This is a genomic window from Spirosoma aerolatum (genome assembly GCF_002056795.1).
Lineage (GTDB): Bacteria > Bacteroidota > Bacteroidia > Cytophagales > Spirosomataceae > Spirosoma > Spirosoma aerolatum.
In genome coordinates this window covers 3889804-3908749 of record NZ_CP020104.1, presented here as the reverse complement: position 1 = coordinate 3908749, position 18946 = coordinate 3889804, and the positions used below count along the sequence as shown (strand labels likewise).

Annotated in this window: 13 protein-coding genes and 1 pseudogene; 2 read left to right on the top strand and 12 right to left on the bottom strand. The window is 47.0% G+C overall.

The window, feature by feature from the left end; translation table 11 throughout:
• The first annotated feature begins 634 nt into the window (after nucleotides 1–634).
• Nucleotides 635–1021 carry a helix-turn-helix domain-containing protein gene (locus B5M13_RS15660; protein WP_080056564.1) on the top strand — a complete coding sequence of 129 codons (387 nt, stop codon included), beginning with the start codon at nucleotides 635–637 and terminating at the stop codon, nucleotides 1019–1021.
• 86 nt (nucleotides 1022–1107) lie between these two features.
• Here the strand turns inward: B5M13_RS15660 and B5M13_RS15655 are convergent, their stop codons facing one another.
• The 3 genes from B5M13_RS15655 to B5M13_RS15645 form a co-directional block, all read right to left on the bottom strand.
• Nucleotides 1108–2277 carry an HU domain-containing protein gene (locus tag B5M13_RS15655; protein ID WP_080056563.1) on the bottom strand — a complete coding sequence of 390 codons (1170 nt, stop codon included), beginning with the start codon at nucleotides 2275–2277 and terminating at the stop codon, nucleotides 1108–1110.
• A 21-nt stretch (nucleotides 2278–2298) separates the two neighbouring features.
• Nucleotides 2299–3975, bottom strand: a complete 1677-nt coding sequence (locus B5M13_RS15650; protein ID WP_080056562.1) for a TonB-dependent receptor — start codon at nucleotides 3973–3975, stop codon at nucleotides 2299–2301.
• A 101-nt stretch (nucleotides 3976–4076) separates the two neighbouring features.
• The gene (locus B5M13_RS15645; RefSeq protein WP_080056561.1) at nucleotides 4077–7115 is read right to left on the bottom strand and encodes a tetratricopeptide repeat protein; all 3039 of its coding nucleotides are present in this window, start codon (nucleotides 7113–7115) and stop codon (nucleotides 4077–4079) included.
• Nucleotides 7116–7327: 212 nt separating this feature from the next.
• On the opposite strand from B5M13_RS15645, the gene B5M13_RS15640 reads away from it, so the two are divergent.
• The gene (locus B5M13_RS15640; RefSeq protein ID WP_080056560.1) at nucleotides 7328–9181 is read left to right on the top strand and encodes a M61 family metallopeptidase; all 1854 of its coding nucleotides are present in this window, start codon (nucleotides 7328–7330) and stop codon (nucleotides 9179–9181) included.
• An 87-nt stretch (nucleotides 9182–9268) separates the two neighbouring features.
• Here B5M13_RS15640 and B5M13_RS15635 read toward each other — a convergent pair whose 3' ends face one another.
• The 9 genes and pseudogenes from B5M13_RS15635 to topA form a co-directional block, all read right to left on the bottom strand.
• Complete coding sequence (locus B5M13_RS15635) at nucleotides 9269–9994, bottom strand: YoaK family protein (protein ID WP_245860032.1); 726 nt, start codon at nucleotides 9992–9994, stop codon at nucleotides 9269–9271.
• 185 nt (nucleotides 9995–10179) lie between these two features.
• On the bottom strand, nucleotides 10180–10821 hold the full coding sequence (locus tag B5M13_RS15630; RefSeq protein ID WP_245860030.1) for an HNH endonuclease: 642 nt from the start codon (nucleotides 10819–10821) through the stop codon (nucleotides 10180–10182).
• A 154-nt stretch (nucleotides 10822–10975) separates the two neighbouring features.
• The gene (locus tag B5M13_RS34185; protein ID WP_245860049.1) at nucleotides 10976–11491 is read right to left on the bottom strand and encodes an IS630 family transposase; all 516 of its coding nucleotides are present in this window, start codon (nucleotides 11489–11491) and stop codon (nucleotides 10976–10978) included.
• A gap of 19 nt (nucleotides 11492–11510) precedes the next feature.
• Complete coding sequence (locus B5M13_RS34180; protein WP_245859354.1) at nucleotides 11511–11984, bottom strand: winged helix-turn-helix domain-containing protein; 474 nt, start codon at nucleotides 11982–11984, stop codon at nucleotides 11511–11513.
• Between the two features lie 33 nt (nucleotides 11985–12017).
• Nucleotides 12018–12734, bottom strand: coding sequence for a hypothetical protein (locus tag B5M13_RS15620; RefSeq protein ID WP_080056558.1), 717 nt, complete (start codon nucleotides 12732–12734; stop codon nucleotides 12018–12020).
• Between the two features lie 142 nt (nucleotides 12735–12876).
• A complete protein-coding gene (locus tag B5M13_RS15615) occupies nucleotides 12877–13566 on the bottom strand; it encodes an SIR2 family NAD-dependent protein deacylase (RefSeq protein ID WP_080056557.1) in 690 nt (229 codons plus the stop codon).
• 18 nt (nucleotides 13567–13584) lie between these two features.
• A complete protein-coding gene (locus B5M13_RS15610; RefSeq protein WP_245860074.1) occupies nucleotides 13585–15477 on the bottom strand; it encodes a glycoside hydrolase family 20 protein in 1893 nt (630 codons plus the stop codon).
• A pseudogene (locus B5M13_RS34175) lies at nucleotides 15478–15869 on the bottom strand (glycoside hydrolase family 20 zincin-like fold domain-containing protein); the annotation flags it as partial.
• A gap of 116 nt (nucleotides 15870–15985) precedes the next feature.
• Entirely contained in the window at nucleotides 15986–18667 is a 2682-nt protein-coding gene (topA, locus tag B5M13_RS15605; RefSeq protein ID WP_080056556.1) for a type I DNA topoisomerase, read from the bottom strand.
• Between the last annotated feature and the right edge of the window lie 279 nt (nucleotides 18668–18946).

The window sequence follows — 18946 nt, the reverse complement described above, 5'->3', positions numbered from 1 at the left end:
TTTCGATGAATAGCTAACACCGATTAATTTTGATTGAATTAAAACATTGACCAATTTGAATGATATTGTATTTAATAGGCACAGTAATAATAACAATAATAAATAAACCAATATCTTGTGAGTAGTATTTGTGAAGTTTCTATCTCCCCAAGGATTTAAGTTGTCTAGAAATGTAACTAACAGCATAATAAGGTTTGTAATATTTTCAGGAAGACTGAGCTAAATCCTCCTGAAAATATTGCTAAAAAATTAGAAGAGGCAGGAAATAAAGCACCATATCCATGCTGCGTCATTGGTATTTCCGCTTTTAGCTAAGTCTTGTGTACACTGACAGTGGCAATCTCCAGCGTTACCTCCTTTGATAGCTTCTAAATTACTCGTAACATTTCCTCCTGACTGGGCTTTCAACTCTTCTAACGATAATCGTTTCATGTATACATGTGCCAAAGGGAATAGTGGTATGGCAATAGCGCCTGGTTGCTTTGGCGATAGCAAATATTATAAATAGTGTGGTTAGGTTACACAAAAAAACTAATTGTTTTAATCAGAAATCAAGGTTAATTTAATTGATTTCGTATAATCGGTGACTTTTTCGGGTTTTGTAGTCATAGGCATATTTAAACCAGACCATGTTATGACCTTTGGAACAAGATTGAGAAAACAAAGGGAGAAAAAACGGCTCTCTCAGAAAGAAGTTGCTGAGCTTCTTGGGGTCTGGCAGGCTACCTATTGTAATTGGGAAACGGACACAACGAGCTTTCAGGTGAAGTATTTATTACGATTGGCTGAGTTATTTGACGTAAGTGTGATAGAACTTATTCCTGAGGGAGTGAATGCTAAGCCAGAAACTTTCAACGCCAAACAAAAGGGTATTATTGACAAAGAAAATCTAGATGATATATATAGCAATTTACTTAAGAGCAAGGACGAAATCATTCAACTGCTTAAGGAAGAAAATAAGCGATTAAAGGCCAATATCACTCAATTGGAGGAAGTGATTGGAATACCTTACAGAACTTAAGCAGGCCATTTTAAATAGGCCATATATTAAAAAAGGCAGTTCCAAAGAACTGCCTTTTTTAATATATAGTGAGAATTATCTTAACGCTAATTCTTCAATATCCAGGATTCGGTTCCGGCCAGGGAGTCGATGGCGGCCATCTTGGCAACCGCTTCCGACCGAATGGCTGAACCAGCCGCTGCTACTTTATACCGCTCTTTCTCGCCAGCCTCCGGCATGATGATAAACGCATCTTCATACCCAGCTTTACGCAGTTGACGTCGTAAGCGAAAGGCGTTTTGTTTGCTCAGAAAAACACCGGCAATGACCGTAAAATGAGGACCGGTACGGAGCGGCTTCGTCACTGCAATTGGCGTTACGGTCTTTTCTATCACGTCTGTTTTTGGAGCCATCGCTACATCAACCTTTGCTTTAATCTCAGTAGGAGCGGGCTCTGGTTTAGCGGATACCTCTTTGGCAGGAGTGGGTGTTACCGTAGCAGGCTCAACTGAAGACGTTTCTGTAGTTGGAATAGCTGCTATTGGAGCAGGCGCTGTCTTCTTGACAGAAATAGCTTTGTGTATCTCGGTTGTCTGAGCAGGCCGATCGAATAACCAGGTCGTAAATCGTAATAGATTCGCCGGATCAAGGCTACTTTGGAACGGTTGACCTGGTTCAATAACGGAAAAATAGCTAAATGCGCCCAGCGACCCTACCAGTAGCGCAATAGCCGCAACACGCCAGTAAGGACGGGCAGGCCGATAGGGTGTCAACGAGACTTCCTCTTCTACTTTTACAGGTCCAAGCGCCGTTGAAACGGGTATAGCCTCAATAACGGGTTCGGGCAAGTTCTGTTTTGTAATAGCCTGAGCTGACAAAGGACTCATGCCATAGGCCTCACCAAAAAAGTTGTGTCGTAGACTAGGGCCAAATTGCAGCCGACCTTCGTCGTTGTAGGTAAACGTACCAACCCCTTCCAGTTCGAACCGTCCGGTGGTTTCGACCTGCTGTCGGAGTTCTGCCACAAATGAACTAATATGTCGTTGAGCACCCTCGCGGGTAACGGGCTCATGCAACATGATGTAATTGGCCAGGATGCCATCATCCAGTCGCAGCGCTTCGTTGAACGCAACTCGTTTGCGGGGTGGTAAATAGAGACCGTTGGATTCCGTAAAACTTGCCGATTGGTAGTGAGTCAGAAATGCTCCCAACTCGGGAACAACTACACAATCGTACTGGTACAGCAACTTTTTGAGATAGTCGTTGACGGAAGCCATAGTAGCTGATTGGTGGTGAGATTAGAACGAATAACTAATTCCTCCGAGAAAGTTAAGCCCTTGCGTTTGATAATACAAATAGCGCTGGTAATTCTGACCAAAGATGTTATTTAACGAAACGAACGCGGCTACCTGCTTACCTAAGAAATAGTCAATTTTGAGGTTCGCGTCGTAAATGGGTTTTAGGGTGTAGGCGATACCCGACACCATATTTTTATTTTGGATACCCTCATAAAAATACAAATCGGCGGTGACGAATAATTTTTTATTCAGTATGTATGAGTTTGTCCAGGTAGCGGTCGTACGCGGACGCCCCCAGGCGGCTTCGAGCCGGTCGAGACCGTAATTGAAAAAGTCAGCTTTAAGTGTCGAACGGAACTTGTCTTTCAGAGCATAGCCCAATTGCCCTGAAATGGTAAGCACATTGGTAATGCCGCCATCATAAAGCACGAAAAATTTGGTGGTGTCGGGAACTGTGTTGTTAAACGTTGAGAAGTTCCGGTAACGGGCATACGACACTTTACCTTCGTACGAAAACCCACCACCCAATGTACCCTTCGACCCTCCGTAAATATCCAGCGACTTAACAGTGTTAGCCAATAGAACCTGTGGAGCAAGCCACTTATTTTCAGCTAGTAACGACCGAAGCGTGTTTCGGTTAATATCACCGTCGACACCACCGAAAATATGGATATTTCCAACAGGAGTGACGTCAATATTGGCCACAGGGAAGGCACGGGTATCGTTAATATTCTGTCGCTGATCAGTCTGGTTGACAGCATTGATCCCAACTGTCAGTGTAAACAGCGGAGAGGTATATTTAAAGGTAGGCTTCACCCGAAACAGATTTCGATTGTCAACAATATTGCCATCCGACCGCTGAGTTAGGTAAGCATCAGCAGACACCAGGGCAAACACATTGTCGGAGATGCCGAGCGAAGCATTCAGGTTGGTTCCCCAATCGGTTTCGGATGCGTTGAATCGGTCGCGTAAGGAGGTGATGCCTGTTCGCAGCGAATAGTCGATAGCGTTATCCGAATTTGCGTTTTCGATGCCTAGCTTAAAGTTGATCGTATTCAGTCGCTGCTTGATCTGATCGGGGTTGAAGCTGGATTGGGTGGCGTATTCGCGGCTATATCCGTAAAAATTGTACGCATTCCGGTCGAAACCGAGGTCAGCCTGGAGTTTAAACGCATTGGCGAGGTACTTACCTGTTACTCGTACGCGTGTATCGCTTTGGGATGAATTTTTACCATCCACCGGCCCTAACCCGGATGATAAATGCCGGACAGAGCCTTCCAGCGCCAGATTCGACAGGTTATTGATGCCTACAAATCCTTCGCCCAGAAACGAACTATAATTACCGGCTCCCAATTTCACATAGTTGCTGTAGGCCGGTGTATCGTCGGCCTGACCTGTAGCCGGAGGCAGTATCGTCGGGTTGATGCGAGGGTCGCCAACAGTCAGCTTCCGATCCTCGAATTCATAGGTTAGCCTTCGCTGTTCGGCCGATGGTTTTACTGAGGGAATCTTGTTAAAAACCCGGTTAGCGGGAGGCAGTTCAATTTTACGGCTTTTCTCAACCGTAATTTCCTGACTATCGATTTCGCCTTCTTTGGTCGGGCGGGTTGGCTTTGGCTGTTGAGCTAAAAGCGTTGTTGATAGGCAGGTTAGGAGAAGTATGATTCGTATTTGCATAAGAGTGAACGAGCGCAAGGGTGAACAAACGAAAGAGTGAAGAGCTGACGCGAAAACCTATCGAACGAGTTCGCTCGTTCACTCTTTTGTTCGTTCACTCTTTATTTTTCCAGAGCGGCCAGTTTTTGTTTCGCTTCGGTGATGATGGTTTGATCGGATGAGTTTTCGATAATCGAATTCAGAACGGCTTTGGCCTGAGCTACTTCGTCAAGGGCAACATTGTTGTCGGCAACGAGGATGAACGCTTTGCCTTTCCAGTATTCGAAATCGCCAAACTGCTCATTGAATTTCAGAAGAGTGGTTGTCGATTCCTTGTATTTCTTCTGCTTATTCAGAATGGCACCGAGGTAGTATTGGGCTTCGGCTCCGTTAACATCCTTGGCCAGAGCGATGGTTTTCTCAAAATCAGACTGAGCTGTTTTGTAATCCCCTTTGCCGAATGCCACTTTACCCAACATCAGTTGCGCCCGGTTCTGAGCGCCAGGGACGACGTTACCAGCCGCCAGAACCTCGCGGGCCAGTATAGCCGCCGAATCAAGTTTTGGGTAAACAAAGTAGGTATCCATCATACCCAGTTGAGCGCCTACCTGCTCGGCCTTCCCATTGGCTCTGGCCATTATAATCTGGTAATTCCGAATAGCGCGGGGATAGTTTTTCTGTTTGGATTCCAGATCGGCCGCCCGGGTAGCTGCCCGAACCAGATAATCCGAGCGGTTGTCGTTGATGATCAGGTTGTAATACCGGAGCGCATTGCCTACATCATCCGTTTGCCGGTACGATTCGGCCAGGTAATACCGAGCTTCGTTGGTGTTTGGGCTGGCTGGATATTCCTGCATGAACGACAGCAACGACTGAATGGCCTGCGGATATTTCCCACTGGCATAAATATCCTTGGCATTTTCGAACTGTACCCGTTCTACGTCGCTACTACCCGGATTTCCTTTCTTGTACTGACCCAACACCTGCGAGAACTCTTCCGGCCGACCAGCATCATTCAGGGTATTCTGAATGCCAAGTAAGGCACTTTGCGCCTGTTCCGAATTGCCGTAATTATCCAGAATCCGTTTGTAATCGGCAATGGCGGGGTCGTATTGCTGGATATTGCCGTAGGCGATGGCTCGTTTTAATAACGCGGCTGGGATAAGCGAACTGTTGGGCTTATCCTGGATGAGTTTGGTATAGCCCTGTATAGCTACCTGATAAGCTCCCCGTTCGAAATCGACGTTGGCTTTTTGCAGTAAGGATTCATCGACAAAGCGCGAGTTCGGGAATTGACGTTGTACCTGGTCGAACTGCGCTTTGGCTTCTGCATCACGACCTACATAACTCAGGATGACCGCTTTCTGATAAGCTGCATAATCTTTGTCGGGCGCATTTTGCGCAATGGCCTGGTCGTAATAGCGCATGGCACTCTCGTATTGCTTACCCGCAAAATAGGTATCAGCTAGCCGGATGGTGGCATCCTGAACCTGTTCCCGATTGTCAGCATCGCTTCCGCGACTCACAAAATCCCGGAAATAGGGCAGAGCACGGGCATAATCTTTTTTGTTATAATACGCATAGCCCAATCCATACAGGCTTTTGGTTGCATACGCTCCCGAACCCGATTTGGCAATACTGGCATACAGGGGAATGGCTGTATCATATTGTTTACCAGCCGAATACGATTCGGCTTTCCAGAACTGGGCAGCCTGTTGCAACTCATTGTCAACCGGGTATTTGAGCGACTTATCCAGATTCGCAACGGCCTGAGGATACCGTTCAGCGTTAAAATCATTGACGCCCTGGTTGTAGGTGAGTCGCTGGTAAGTGGCGTTGATTTTTGGCGTTCGACGTTTCAGGCTTTCTATATAAGCGATAGCCGCCGGGTAATTGTTCGATGCCGAGTAAGCTTCTCCGGTCAGTTCGTTGGCTTCGTTTTCAAACTTACTGCCGGGATATTGCTTCAGGAAAGCCGTCAGTTCCTTTACCGCATCGGCTCCATTGTTTTGATCCAGTTGAAGTTTGGCGTGCGTAAACCGGGCTTCTTCCTGAATATCTTTATTGAACGACAGCCGTCCTGCCTGATCGAAGGCGTTAAGCGCATAGGTTGGGTTCTGCGTCTGTAAATAGCTCACGCCGAGGGTATAAGCTGCATATTGCGCGGTGGTGTCTTTACCGCCAGCCAGGGGTTTCAACTGCGTAATGGCGTCGGCATAAGCACCCGTCCGAAATAAGGACTGGCCATACCGGAACTTAACCGCAGCCGGTGCTTTAGTGCCTACAGCACTGATATACTGTTTGTAGTACGGAATAGCGCGGGCAAACTGATTCTGCTGGTAAAAAACTTCGGCAGTAAATAAAGCCACTTCGCTAAGCAGCGAATTGTTGGATCGTTTGAGCAGAGGTTCCGTGTAGGCCAGCAGATCATCGTACCGGCGTTGTTTATAAAGGGATTGGGCAATCCAGTTCGGCACCTCGTTCTGATAGGTCGGATTTTTTTCGATCCGGCGGAAGTCAGAAACGGCTTCATTGTAGTTCCGATTCCGGAAATTAATAACCCCGGCATAGTACGAAGCGGCTGGTGCATTGGCAAAACTGGGATCGAGCTTTACCTCGTTGAGCAGGGGTAATGCATGTTGCAAATCCTGCGTATTATAGTAGGAGAGGGCAAGCTGGTATTTATACGTTGTTTGCTGGGTATTACTTCCGCCCTGATCTACCGCTTTTTCCAGAAAGCTGATGGCTTTGGCGTAATCCTGCCGATTGAAGTAGTACGTACCCAGATCGCCATAGAGTTGCCCGGCTTTGGGGTGTTCGCTATGATTTTTAACGAACCGATCCACCAGCAATTCGGCCCCTGGCTCGTCGATATACAGACTGGTCAGGGCAACATAATATTCGGCTTCGACCGCATTCTGGTCGCCCGTGTTGAGCAGGGTTTGAGACCCATCGCCCCGTCGAGGCTCCAGGTATTGGCGGAATTCATAACGGGAAGCGGCATAGTTGGCTTTTTCGAAAAGCTCAAGCCCGTTCCGGTAATGGTAATCAGGTTCCGCATAGCTTTGGGTTCGCTGTGCCGATACCGTACGTGTACTAAATAACCCAACGATCAGCAGGAAAAGCAAGCGATAACTGATTTGGGAGGTTGTGTAGGGCATAAACTGAATGTTGAGAGGTTTATGGGATTTGGTTTGTGGGTTAACGCAAAACACTTGAATACGTCAGTACACCGTAAGCCGAATACCGTAAACAATACACTATAAACTTCGAAAACAGGATGACTATTTCTGATTTGAGTCGTAGTTTCGCTGATAAATTGACAAATATCAGGTCTATTCTGGACAAAAAACGAAGGTATCTCTCTTTCCGTATGAAAAAAAACGCCCGGCTTCTGTATTTACTTACTATCTGGACATTTTTTACCCCACGATCATCAACAGCAACGACATTAGTATCCGATGAAAATCCGCCTGCCGTAACGCCGAGTGTTACCTACGTGCTCTCGATGCCCGAACCACAAACGCATTATTTCGATGTTGAAATGCAGTTGAAGAATGTATCGGCTGCCACCAATGCGAAGAAAAACGGCTATCTCGACATCAAAATGCCGGTCTGGACACCGGGTTCGTATCTGATTCGGGAATATGCCAAAAATGTGGAAGCCTTTACCGTTTCGGCGGGTGGCAAGGCTGTCCCAAGTGAAAAAATCCGTAAAAATGCCTGGCGGGTATACACAGGCGAGGACAACCTGACCATTCGCTACCGGGTATATGCCAACGAGCTTACCGTGCGAACCAACTTTGTCGATGCCGATCATGGGTATGTTACCCCAGCAGGAATTTTCATGTACCACGATGCGCTGAAAACGATCCCGCTTCGGGTGGTTGTTCAACCCTACAAAACCTGGACAATGGTGTCAACAGGGCTAGAGCCTGTTTCGGGTGAAAAATTCACGTTTGAAGCCTCGGACTTTGATCGGCTGGTCGATTCGCCGATTGAAATTGGCAACCAGAAAACCTTCACATTCACGGCTTCAGGCATCCCGCATACAGTTGCGATGTTTGGCGAAGTTGAGTATGACGAAAAACGACTCGCTGCCGATTACAAGCGGGTGTGTGAAGCGGCTGCTACGGTGGTGGGTGAACATCCCTGTACGCATTACACCTTTATTGTGCATCATATTCCACCGGGAGGGGGGGGACTTGAACACCTTAACTCGACTACGCTCGAAACCACCCGGAATGCCTACGCGACCGAGTCGAACTACAAAGGCTTTATGACGCTGGTGGCACACGAATATTTTCATCTCTGGAATGTAAAGCGCATTCGCCCAATTGCGCTGGGACCGTTCGACTATGAGAATGAAAATTATACCCACATGCTCTGGTTATCAGAAGGTTGTACGTCATTTTATGAAGACAATATTCTGCGTCGGGCAGGCTTTCACACGCCGGAAGCCTATATGGCCATTGTGGCTAACGATATTACCGTTATCGAAAATCAGCCCGGAGTACGAGTGCAATCGGTAGCCGAGTCGAGTTGGGATGCGTGGATCAAAGGGTATCGGCCCAACGAAAACTCCGCTAATACGACCATTTCGTATTACAGCAAAGGCAGCGTGTTGGGAACACTCCTGAATCTGGCGATCCTGGCTGGTAGCAACGGCGAACGCAGTATGGACGATCTGATGCGGTTCCTGTACAATGAGTACTACAAAAAGCAGAAACGCGGCTTTACAGATGCTGAATTCCGGCAGGCGGCTGAACAGATAGCGGGTCGTAAACTCGACGATTTCTTTACGACGGCTGTCAATACGGCTGATCCGATCAACTACAACACCTATTTTGAGCCTGTTGGCATGCAATTGGTGAATGTAGCCTCGAAAACCCAGGACGGTTTTCTGGGCGCTGGGGTTAGCCCGGCCAATGGCAAATCGACCATTACGAGTGTTCGTCGTGGGTCGGCTGCGTACACAGGTGGATTGAATGTGGGCGATGAAGTCATTTCGATTGATAGCGTTCGAGTTGGGGATGACCTGCTGCGGCATATCAGTGGCCGTCGGGTAGGCGAAACGATCAAGGTGCTCGTAAACCGGGCGGGCTTTCTGCGTGAAATCCCTATTACGCTCTCGCAAAATCCGCTGGTTAGCTACCGTCTGGAGCCACTATCCAACCAGACACCCGCTCAAAAGGCTTTGTATAATAAGTGGTTGTTTATTAAGTAGACTGTCATTGAACCGCCAGGACGCGAAGGCGCAACGAATTATATCCCTTGCGCCTTCGCGTCCTGGCGCCGGGCCGCCGATGCGGTTTTAATCAATCTGGCTAAAGTTTCTGGAATGATCCATGCTTTTCTGTTTTAGTTTTTTTAGCCTGATTTGTACGTTAATGTAGTCGATAATTAAGCCGACGAGCAAGGTGAACGAACCGATGAGCAGGGTCTTCATTTTGAATTCTGAATACAATAGTCCCGCCAAAATGCCGCCAAGGAAAAAAGCGGATATGATGGTTAACTTTAATTTGATGGCCGCCTTTAATTTTGCCTGCTGCCCCTTTGCTTTAAAAAAGAAAAGTTGAGAAACTTCTATTCCCAGGTCCGTAAATAAGCCCGTTAAATGGGTTGTTCGCACGGCAGAGCTTGAAATCGTCGTGACTAACGAATTCTGAAGTCCCATGGCAAACAGCATCGAGCAGGCTATCAGATTCGGATTTGCAAGGATATAGTCAACATGAAGAAAAGCGATACTGGTCAATATGAGGGTTTCGGATAGTACCGGAATGATAAATATAGATTTATCCATTACTTTCTCTGTAATCTGAATGATGAGATTAGATGAGAAAGAGCCTAAAAAGAAGAAAAATATATAGAGAAAATAATAAAATGACTGGTTTAGATTAATCTTTAAAGCTTCTTCAACCATAAGCGCAAAATGCCCCGTTACATTGGTGGTCAATTTCTGAACGGCCAGAAAACCAACTACATTAACAATACCAGCCACAAAGGAGAGCAGAGAGGCTATTCCTAAATTCTGTCTCAAACTTCTGCTTTTCCCTTTATGCCTGAACATTTTTTTATTTACGGCGGGTTATATTGGGCATCTAACGGTTTGGGTATTGCCGAAGGCGGGGACTTTTAGCACTAAAATTCAATCGAAGAAAGAATGTTGAACCTTGCACAAATGCCCAATAGAAGCTGTTCAGCCCCGCTTTTGGCAATACCTTGTTAGCGGCTGCTGTTGTTTCCATTCGTTGTTTTTAGTAATGATTTTAGTTCGTCAATTGTCAAAGGTGGTTCTTGTTTATGTAGCATTGAATGACAGTTTGGACAAACAGGAATTAGGTCGTTTATTGGGTCAACTTGATACGTTTTTCCTATTTGTGAAACTGGTGTCAAATGATGGACGTGAATAAAACCTTTTCCAATTTCTCCGTATGTCTTTTCAAAGTCGAAACTACAAACTGCACAAATTGCCTTCCAATGCTTCACGCAAAGTTGTCGAGCTTTTGAGTTTCTTTCGTAAGAATTTACGGTTATTGTCCGCTTAATTCCTTCAAAAAGTTCCTCAGTATATTCTTCTGAAATTTCTTCAGGATAAATTTCTTCGCCCGTCAAATCGGTTTCTATTAAAGCTTCGATAAGTTCAGGTCTTAACTGCCAAATGAATTTATTCCCTTCGTCCCAACCGTTGAAAAATAAATCCCAAAACTTATATTTTTCAGTATTTCTGACCGTAAAATTTATGTCGTAAACTTCTGCAATACGTTTTGCATAACGTCCGATTTCAAGATTTAACGGTGGGTGAGTGGTTTCTAAAATCAATGCTATTTGACTTGCATAAGCTTTGTGGTCTTGAAAAGAATACAAAGCTTGAAAAATTGCTAAATCAAGCTCGTTTGTAAGTTTTTTGTTTTGTAAAATATCAGTCCATTCTAAACTATTCAGTTCATATGCTTTTGCGAAAATGTCTTTTTTGGTAATTGCTTTTTCTTCTTGTGAAATTTCGTTATTGATGCGTGAATTAGTTTGTAATGAAGGCTATTTCCTCTTTGTTGAAAAAAGCCTTAACTAACTCATGATTGGCTTGTAGATGTTTAATTTGTTCACGAATCGCAATTGTTAGCTCATCTAAATTAGTGAACACCTGATTCTTTAACTGACCTTTCAGGTAGCTCCAGATCAGTTCTACTGGATTCAGCTCTGGGCTGTAAGCCGGTAAACGCTCTAAATGAACTCGGTTTGGACGTGCTTTCAAAAAAGCTTTGACGGCCTCGCTGCGGTGGATGGCAGCCCCATCCCAGATCACCAGCATATTTCGTTTGCGATAACGCCCGCACAGCATAGTGAGGAACCAGACAATATCTTCACCCGTAAACGGCTGGTCTTGCCCCGCTACATAGATACGACCGTTAGGCGCAATAGCAGCGATCAAACTTAGATGAGCCCGTCCCGCTTGCTCAACTAATATCGGTGTTTGCCCCCGAGGGGCCCATGTGTTAGCCAGCATGGGTAACAAATAACAAGCCGATTCATCCACATATAAAATGACGCGCCCTTCAATTTGGGCTTTTTTTGAGTTCGGGTAAGCGTTCTTCTTTCCATTGGGCAACCGCTTGAGGATCTTGTTGATAGGCTTTGCGCTGCGGCTTCTGTCTGCTCCAGCCCACCTTTTTTAAAATCCGGCCTACTTGTGAGGGGTCATAACTGACAGCAAATAACTTTTTGATCACCTCATTGACGCGAGGACGGGTCCATATCTGGCCCGGAAAGCCATGATGCTCAGCTCCTTTATTCAATTCCTCAACTAGTTGAGCCAGTTGCGTATTAGTCAGCTTAGCTGTAGCCCCGGCAGGTTTGCGCCAAGTCAGTGCATCTTGACCTTGCTGACGATATTTAGTTATAGTGCGACTGACCCAGCCTTGAGTTAGCCCTAAGGCCTGAGCGATATCGGCCTGTTTCCAGCCTTCTTGATGGAGAGTGGCACATCGTCGGCGCAGGACTTCATATTGGGTCTGTTGATAGCTTGCCATAATGAAGGCAAGATACGAACATTACAAACCTATTCACGGATCAATAATAACCTTTGGTTTTGAGGTAATTACTCCAGCAGCATTTTTCATTTGATTACCAATAATCCACAAAAAAGAATGAGCGTCTAATAAAGTCGTGTTACTATCTTTTGTTTTTAAAAAATCTCTTGTTTGTTTAATTATGTCAATATAAGTCGTATAATTTTCCCAAGATAAATTATGACTTGTTTTAAAATCCACAATTCCGATAATCTCAAAAATTTCGTCAAATTTTGTTTGAGAAATTGGCATAAACTGATTTCTGTCTTTTATGAAAAATAGATAAGCAATAAATTGGTAGCTTAATTTTTCTTCAATAAGCGCTTCAAAAGCGGATTGATTTGAAATTTTACTTTTATAAAAGTTGAAAAGTGTTGTTTCGAGGTTTTTGTTTTTTGCCGTTTTCGCAAATGCGTCTTTTTTTCTCCAATCAACAAGATTATTGTCAACTGTTTGAAAGTTGTGTGTCACTCTTGTTTTGATTGCAGAACTTACAGCATTTTGAATTTTACCACTTCCAATATCTTCTGATTTCCACCATTTTTGTCCAAGGTTTTCTCTTGCTTCTTCGTAAACAGAATATTTGTAATTCTCAGCTGTGTCGATATATTTTGAACTTTTAAAGTCCGTAAATTTTTTTTCGTCCTTTGTCGAAACAAAGTCAGTGAAGTTATCAAAAATTCGTTCTAAAATGTCTGTCGATATTGTCATTCTTTGGTACGTGTCGTTTTACAGTTGCCGCTAACTCGTAAATAGACGCAATAAAAGATGTAATCATTGCGTCAATATAACATGTACGTCTGTATTGCCGCAATGATATTGGTAAAAGAAAATACAAAATGTGAAACTGGGGTTAGGCTTTTTTCAGTAATTCATCCGCTAATTCAGTCAAGCCGATAGTAGCGGGTTCGGGGATAAAGGTGACGTTGGCGCGTTTGTGCATGTCGGGGATATTGGGGTCTACAACATAGATGGGCACGCCATCGCGAACGGCATAGACCAGTCCAGCCGCTGGATAGACATTCAGCGACGTGCCGACCACAATGAACAGGTCGGCCTCGTAGGTAATATCTAATGCTACATCCATCATCGGCACCGCTTCGCCAAACCAGACAATGTGCGGTCGGAGTTGCGAGCCTTTTTCGCAACGATCACCCTCTTTGATTTCCCAACCCTCAATGTCATACACCAGTGATTCATCGACGGTTGAGCGCGATTTGAATAACTCACCATGCAAATGCACAACCTTCGAAGACCCCGCTTTCTCGTGGAGATTATCGACATTCTGGGTAATCACCGTTACGTCGTATTGCTCCTCCAGTTTTACCAGGGCATAATGCCCCGCATTTGGTTCTACGCTCAGGGCCTGTTTTCGGCGCTGGTTGTAAAAATCCTGCACCAGTGCTGGATTGCGTTGCCAGGCTTCGGGCGTGGCTACGTCTTCGATCCGGTGATTTTCCCAAAGACCATCGGAAGCCCGGAAGGTTGGTATACCGCTCTCAGCACTGATTCCAGCACCGGAGAGCACAACAATTTTATTCATACGTTTAGCTGGTATGGCTCATTCAACCACAATTTCATCCGTTGCAAATTTCGTTTTTTGTCCCGCCCGTGGATGGTCAGGTGGGCAAACGCCTGCGTTTTTAGCGCGAATGCGAACGTAGCGGGCGCGGGCCGTTTTGAAATCGGCCACGACCGGCAAAATATCCCAGGGGCCAGTTAGCTCATACTTAACGGGTTGCGAGATTGCTTCTTTATACTCCGTGCCATCTTTGGATAGCGCAATATCGACCGATGTAGGTGGAAAGGTCTGCTGGAGGATGATTTTCAGGAAGTTGAGCGATACTTTGGTTACGCTCGTCACATCGCCCAGATCGAGAGTCACTTCCATGTCGTCGTTGAAATTCACCCACTGGCGCTTGTCGCGTGGCGTTTCTCCCCGAACACCGTCGGTTAATTTGGTCATGGTTGGGTCAGCAGTCGGATCGGGGGCTATCGTGTACTTGTAGGGTTTGTTCTTCCCTTTGTGAAGCGTAAACGTTTGCGTTAAGCGCCCTCCGGTGGGCGTCATGGCCTTGACCGTTGCGGTTTTGGTCAGGGTAAAAGGGCCGATGTATTCGGTACTTTTCTCATTCGGTTCTTTGCCATTGATGGTGTAAAAAATCTGACTGTCCGAATCCAGCTTGCTCAGTTTCACCTGAAGCTGCCCCTGATCGTTGGGTTGCGTACTGGCCGAAATATCAAACAGCCGCCTAGCGTAATTGACGGGAATGGCCGACAGTTTAGGCAGGTGGTTTTTGAGCCGCTGAGCAAAATCCTCGAAGTTATGCGGCCCAGCCTGCATCCAGCCAATTTCAGCCAGGGCAATCGCGCGTGGGTAGGTCATGTACTCAACAACGTCAGGTGTAGGCATCATTTCAGTCCAGATATTCCCCTGTACGCCCAGTACATATTTCTGCTCCTCGGTGGATAGTTCGGTAGGCATGGGTTCATAGGCATATACCTGATCCAGTGGGAGATAGCCGCCAATGGCCAGCGGTTCAGTAGCGGGGTTGCCCTGATAGTAGTCGAGGTAGCAGGTGTTGGTGGGCGTCATGACCACAGTATGCTTTTGTTTTGCCGCTTCAATACCACCCGTTGTACCGCGCCAGCTCATCACCGTGGCATTAGGGGCCAGCCCCCCTTCCAGAATTTCGTCCCAGCCAATAATCGACCGGCCTTTTGTATTCAGAAACTTCTCGATGCGCCGGATAAAGTAGCTCTGGAGTTCATGCTCGTCTTTAAGCCCATTTTTCCTGATTAACTCCTGACAAAATACACTGGCTTTCCAGGCTGTTTTCGGACATTCGTCGCCCCCGATATGGATGTATTTACTGGGAAACAGGGCGATTACCTCAGTCAGTACGTCCTGCAAAAACGTGAAGGTTTTCTCTGATGGGCAATACACATCCTCCGAAATACCCCACTGCGTACGCACTTTATAGCCTTTGGCCGGGTCGCAGCCCAGTTCGGGGTAAGCTGCCAGAGCCGCCTGAGCATGACCAGGCATTTCGATTTCGGGAACAACCGTCACAAATCGGCTTTGGGCGTACCGAACCACATCCCGGATTTCGTCCTGCGTGTAAAAACCTCCAACCGGTTTTCCGTCGAACTGCTGGGGGTAATTCTGGTAGTTTTGACCGACGACCGTTTCGGCCCGTTTACTGCCAACCTGCGTCAGTTTGGGGTATTTTTTGATTTCGATACGCCAGCCCTGATCGTCGGTCAGGTGCCAGTGAAACGTATTTTGCTTGTGCATCGCCATCAGGTCAATAAACTTCTTGACGAACGACACGGGCATGAAGTTCCGGCCAACGTCGAGCATCAGGCCCCGGTAACCAAAGCGGGGTTTGTCGGTAATGGCACAGGCAGGCATCGACAGTGCACGCTGGTCGGCGGGCAACAGTTGCCGCATGGTTTGAGCGGCATAAAAAAGGCCCTTGGGGGTTGCGGCCTCGGCCAGCACCTTGCCAGGGTTACGGTCAGTTTATACCCTTCGTCGCCCAGATTCAATTTTTTATTTAACGTCAGGAAAATGTTGGCTCCTTTCGCTAATGCCGAACTGGAAGGGGCTACCGCTAGTGAAACTCCATTTGCTGCTTTGATCTGTCCGGCAAAGGTTTGCGCCACCCCGCGAACACTGGCATCTGTGGCCGGGGCGATTACAATCCGGGTGGTATTAGTCAGGTTAAACTGGCCATTTTGCCCTGAAAAACGGGCTGGAAATGGGATCAGGTTATATTGATTGTCAGTTTGGGCGAAAGCGGTGGTGGACAGTAAAAGAAAAAAAAGCAGGAAATGTTTCATGCGTTCCGTGATACAACAATGGTTTTTCTGCAAAATAACGATCATTTCCCAATGGTGTATAAAAACGAACAGCCTTCCGGTCGGGGAAGGCTGTTTGCAAAGAACTGTTCTCAATTCTATTTCTTCGATGCTACTTTTTTGGTAGCCGCAGGCTTTTTTGTGGCAGCCGCTTTACCTGGTGCTTTCGAGGCAGCGGCTTTTTTAGCCGGTGCTTTCGTAGCGGCTGGGTCGTCACCCGCCAGTGCCAGGCAGTCTTCCAGGGTGAGGGTAGCGGGGTCAACATCTTTCGGGATGCGGACATTTCGCTTACCAACAGCCAGATACGGACCATATTGCCCGTTCACTACTTTGATTTCCGGGCGTTCGGCAAACTCCTTAATGTATTTATTCGCTTCCTGCTGGCGTTTTGCTTCGATCAGCTCAATAGCGCGTTCAAGCGTTAATCCAGCAATCGACTCATTCCGGGGAAGCGAAATATACTTCTCATCGTACTTTACATACGGACCAAAACGACCTTTACCGGTGGTAACGGGTTTGCCAAGGTAATCGCCCAGCGATTCGCCAAGTGCTTCGGCGCGTTTTTGCTGGATAAGCTGGATAGCCCGCTCAGCATCAATCGAATAGGGGTCATCTTCCTTCGTTAGGGATACGTACTTGTCGTCGTGCTTCACGTAGGGGCCAAACTTACCAATGCCAATGGTCATAGCCTTGTCTTCGAAGAAACCAACTTCGCGGGGCAGGGCAAACAAATCGAGGGCTTCCTGCAAGGAAATGGTTTCAATGAGTTGCCCATCACGCAGATTCGCAAAGCGGGGTTTGTCGTCGTCGCTGGCTTCCCCAATCTGTACGTAGGCGCCGTATTTACCCAGTCGGGCCGATACGGGTTTGCCTGAAGCCGGGTCCAGACCTAAATCGCGGGCTCCAGTCTTAAACGACCCAACCGACGATCCCTGAATTTCTTCGATATTCTTGTGGAAATCGCCGTAGAAACCTTCCAGCATTTTCTGCCAGTTGATCTTGCCATCAGCAATTTCGTCAAACTCTTTCTCGACCGTTGCTGTAAACTGGTAATTAACAATGTCGGGAAAATATTCGACCAGAAAATCATTCACCACAATCCCCGTATTCGTTGGGAAAAGCTTCGCCTTCTCGGAACCGAAGGTTTCTTTGCCGCTGGTTTCGGTAATGTGATTCTGCTGGAGGGTGAATTCCTGATACTTCCGTTCCTGACCCGGCTTGTCCTGTTTGATTACATACCCCCGGTTGATGATGGTTGAAATGGTCGGTGCGTATGTCGATGGGCGACCGATGCCCATTTCTTCCAGTTTTTTTACCAGCGAAGCTTCTGCATAACGGGGCTGGGGGCGGGTAAATTTCTCCGTGGCTTTCATCTGGCCGAGGTTCAGTAGCTGACCAATGGTAAGCGGTGGCAACATGCCTTTAGCCTCTTCATCGTCCTCGTCGTCTTTCGATTCGAGGTAAACGCGTAGAAACCCATCAAACTTAATGACTTCGCCCTGGGCAACGAGTTCGCTAGGGAAGGTTGTATTTTGGGACTGCGCCTGCGGGTTAAATTTAACCTGCTTCTTCGGATCGTAATCCTCATCAAACACATCGAAACTCAGATCCTGCTCAAGTTGAGTGCCATTAGCAAACTTGATACCGATTGTAACGATGGTCCGTTCGAGTTGTGCATCGGCCATTTGGGAGGCAATGGCGCGTTTCCAGATCAGTTCGTAAAGCCGTTTCTGATCGCGGTCGGCCCCTGCATTCCGGTCGTTGAAATTAGTCGGCCGGATGGCTTCGTGGGCTTCCTGGGCCGATTCGTTTTTCGTTTTAAACTGACGGGTCTGTACGTATTTAGGCCCAAACTCAGTTTCAATCTCGGCTTTGGCCTTATCGATGGCTTCCTGCGACAGATTGGTCGAGTCGGTTCGCATGTACGAAATCTTACCGGCTTCGTACAGGTTCTGCGCCAGGCGCATGGTCCGGTCTACCGAATAGCTGAGCTTACGCGAAGCTTCCTGCTGTAGGGTAGAGGTTGTAAAAGGCGGAGCGGGCGATTTCTTGGCTGGTTTGACCTCCAGATTCTTGATGGTGAATGTTGCCCCAATGCAGGCTTCCAGAAACTTGCGGGCTTCGCCGGAGGTTTGGAAGTTCTTGGGTAACTCGGCATTCAATACCTTAGAGCCATCGACAATAAACTGAGCCGTGACTTTAAACGACGATTTAGCCGAGTGCTTGTCAATCTCCCGTTCGCGCTCGACCACCAGCCGCAAAGCGACTGATTGTACCCGACCTGCCGACAGACCTGTACTACCCCCTTTAATCTTCCGCCACAACACCGGCGACAGTTCATACCCGACTAAACGGTCCAGAACCCGGCGGGCCTGCTGGGCATTGACCAGGTCGACATCAATGGTGCGGGGCGTTTTAATCGCATTCAGAATCGCATTTTTGGTGATTTCACGGAAGACAATGCGCTTGGTATTATCGCGCAGGCCCAGGGCTTCCTTTAAATGCCACGAAATGGCTTCACCTTCGCGGTCATCGTCAGTGGCCAGCCAGACTTCTTCCGCCGACTTTGCCAGGGATTTGAGTTCACTGACTAATTTCTTTTTATCGGGGGATATTTCATACGAGGGTTGAAAGCCATTGGCAACATCGACGGCCAGCCCATCTTTGGGGAGGTCACGTACGTGGCCAAAGCTGGACTTTACCAAAAAGTCCTTACCCAGATAGCCTTCGATGGTTTTCGCCTTCGCCGGCGACTCCACTATGACTAAGTTTTTCGACATATCGGTTTTTCAGGTTGATGCGATTTCCGCTCTTGTTTTGTCGCAAAGCATCTATATAACGCTCAGATCGGTTTCCGGTTTTAAGCAGCTTTTTCAGACCGACCGGCCCAAATATAGACGCAAAAGCACTGACTTGTACAAATGGCCAAGTTAAGTGTAACGAAACAAAAGCGGGGGATTAGCAGCCCAACGGGCTATTTCGGTTGTAAATGTATAACATAAACTGTGCCTGTTCCGTTCGGGATCTGACAAAGAAATGCCTCAAAATGAGCTGCGAAG

Coding starts and splice junctions, on each gene's coding strand:
- B5M13_RS15660 (WP_080056564.1), top strand. CDS start 635: ATGACCTTTGGAACAAGATTGAGAAAACAAAGGGAGAAAAAACGGCTC.
- B5M13_RS15655 (WP_080056563.1), bottom strand. CDS start 2,277: ATGGCTTCCGTCAACGACTATCTCAAAAAGTTGCTGTACCAGTACGAT.
- B5M13_RS15650 (WP_080056562.1), bottom strand. CDS start 3,975: ATGCAAATACGAATCATACTTCTCCTAACCTGCCTATCAACAACGCTT.
- B5M13_RS15645 (WP_080056561.1), bottom strand. CDS start 7,115: ATGCCCTACACAACCTCCCAAATCAGTTATCGCTTGCTTTTCCTGCTG.
- B5M13_RS15640 (WP_080056560.1), top strand. CDS start 7,328: ATGAAAAAAAACGCCCGGCTTCTGTATTTACTTACTATCTGGACATTT.
- B5M13_RS34180 (WP_245859354.1), bottom strand. CDS start 11,984: ATGGCAAGCTATCAACAGACCCAATATGAAGTCCTGCGCCGACGATGT.
- B5M13_RS15620 (WP_080056558.1), bottom strand. CDS start 12,734: ATGACAATATCGACAGACATTTTAGAACGAATTTTTGATAACTTCACT.
- B5M13_RS15615 (WP_080056557.1), bottom strand. CDS start 13,566: ATGAATAAAATTGTTGTGCTCTCCGGTGCTGGAATCAGTGCTGAGAGC.
- B5M13_RS15610 (WP_245860074.1), bottom strand. CDS start 15,477: ATGCGGCAACTGTTGCCCGCCGACCAGCGTGCACTGTCGATGCCTGCC.
- topA (WP_080056556.1), bottom strand. CDS start 18,667: ATGTCGAAAAACTTAGTCATAGTGGAGTCGCCGGCGAAGGCGAAAACC.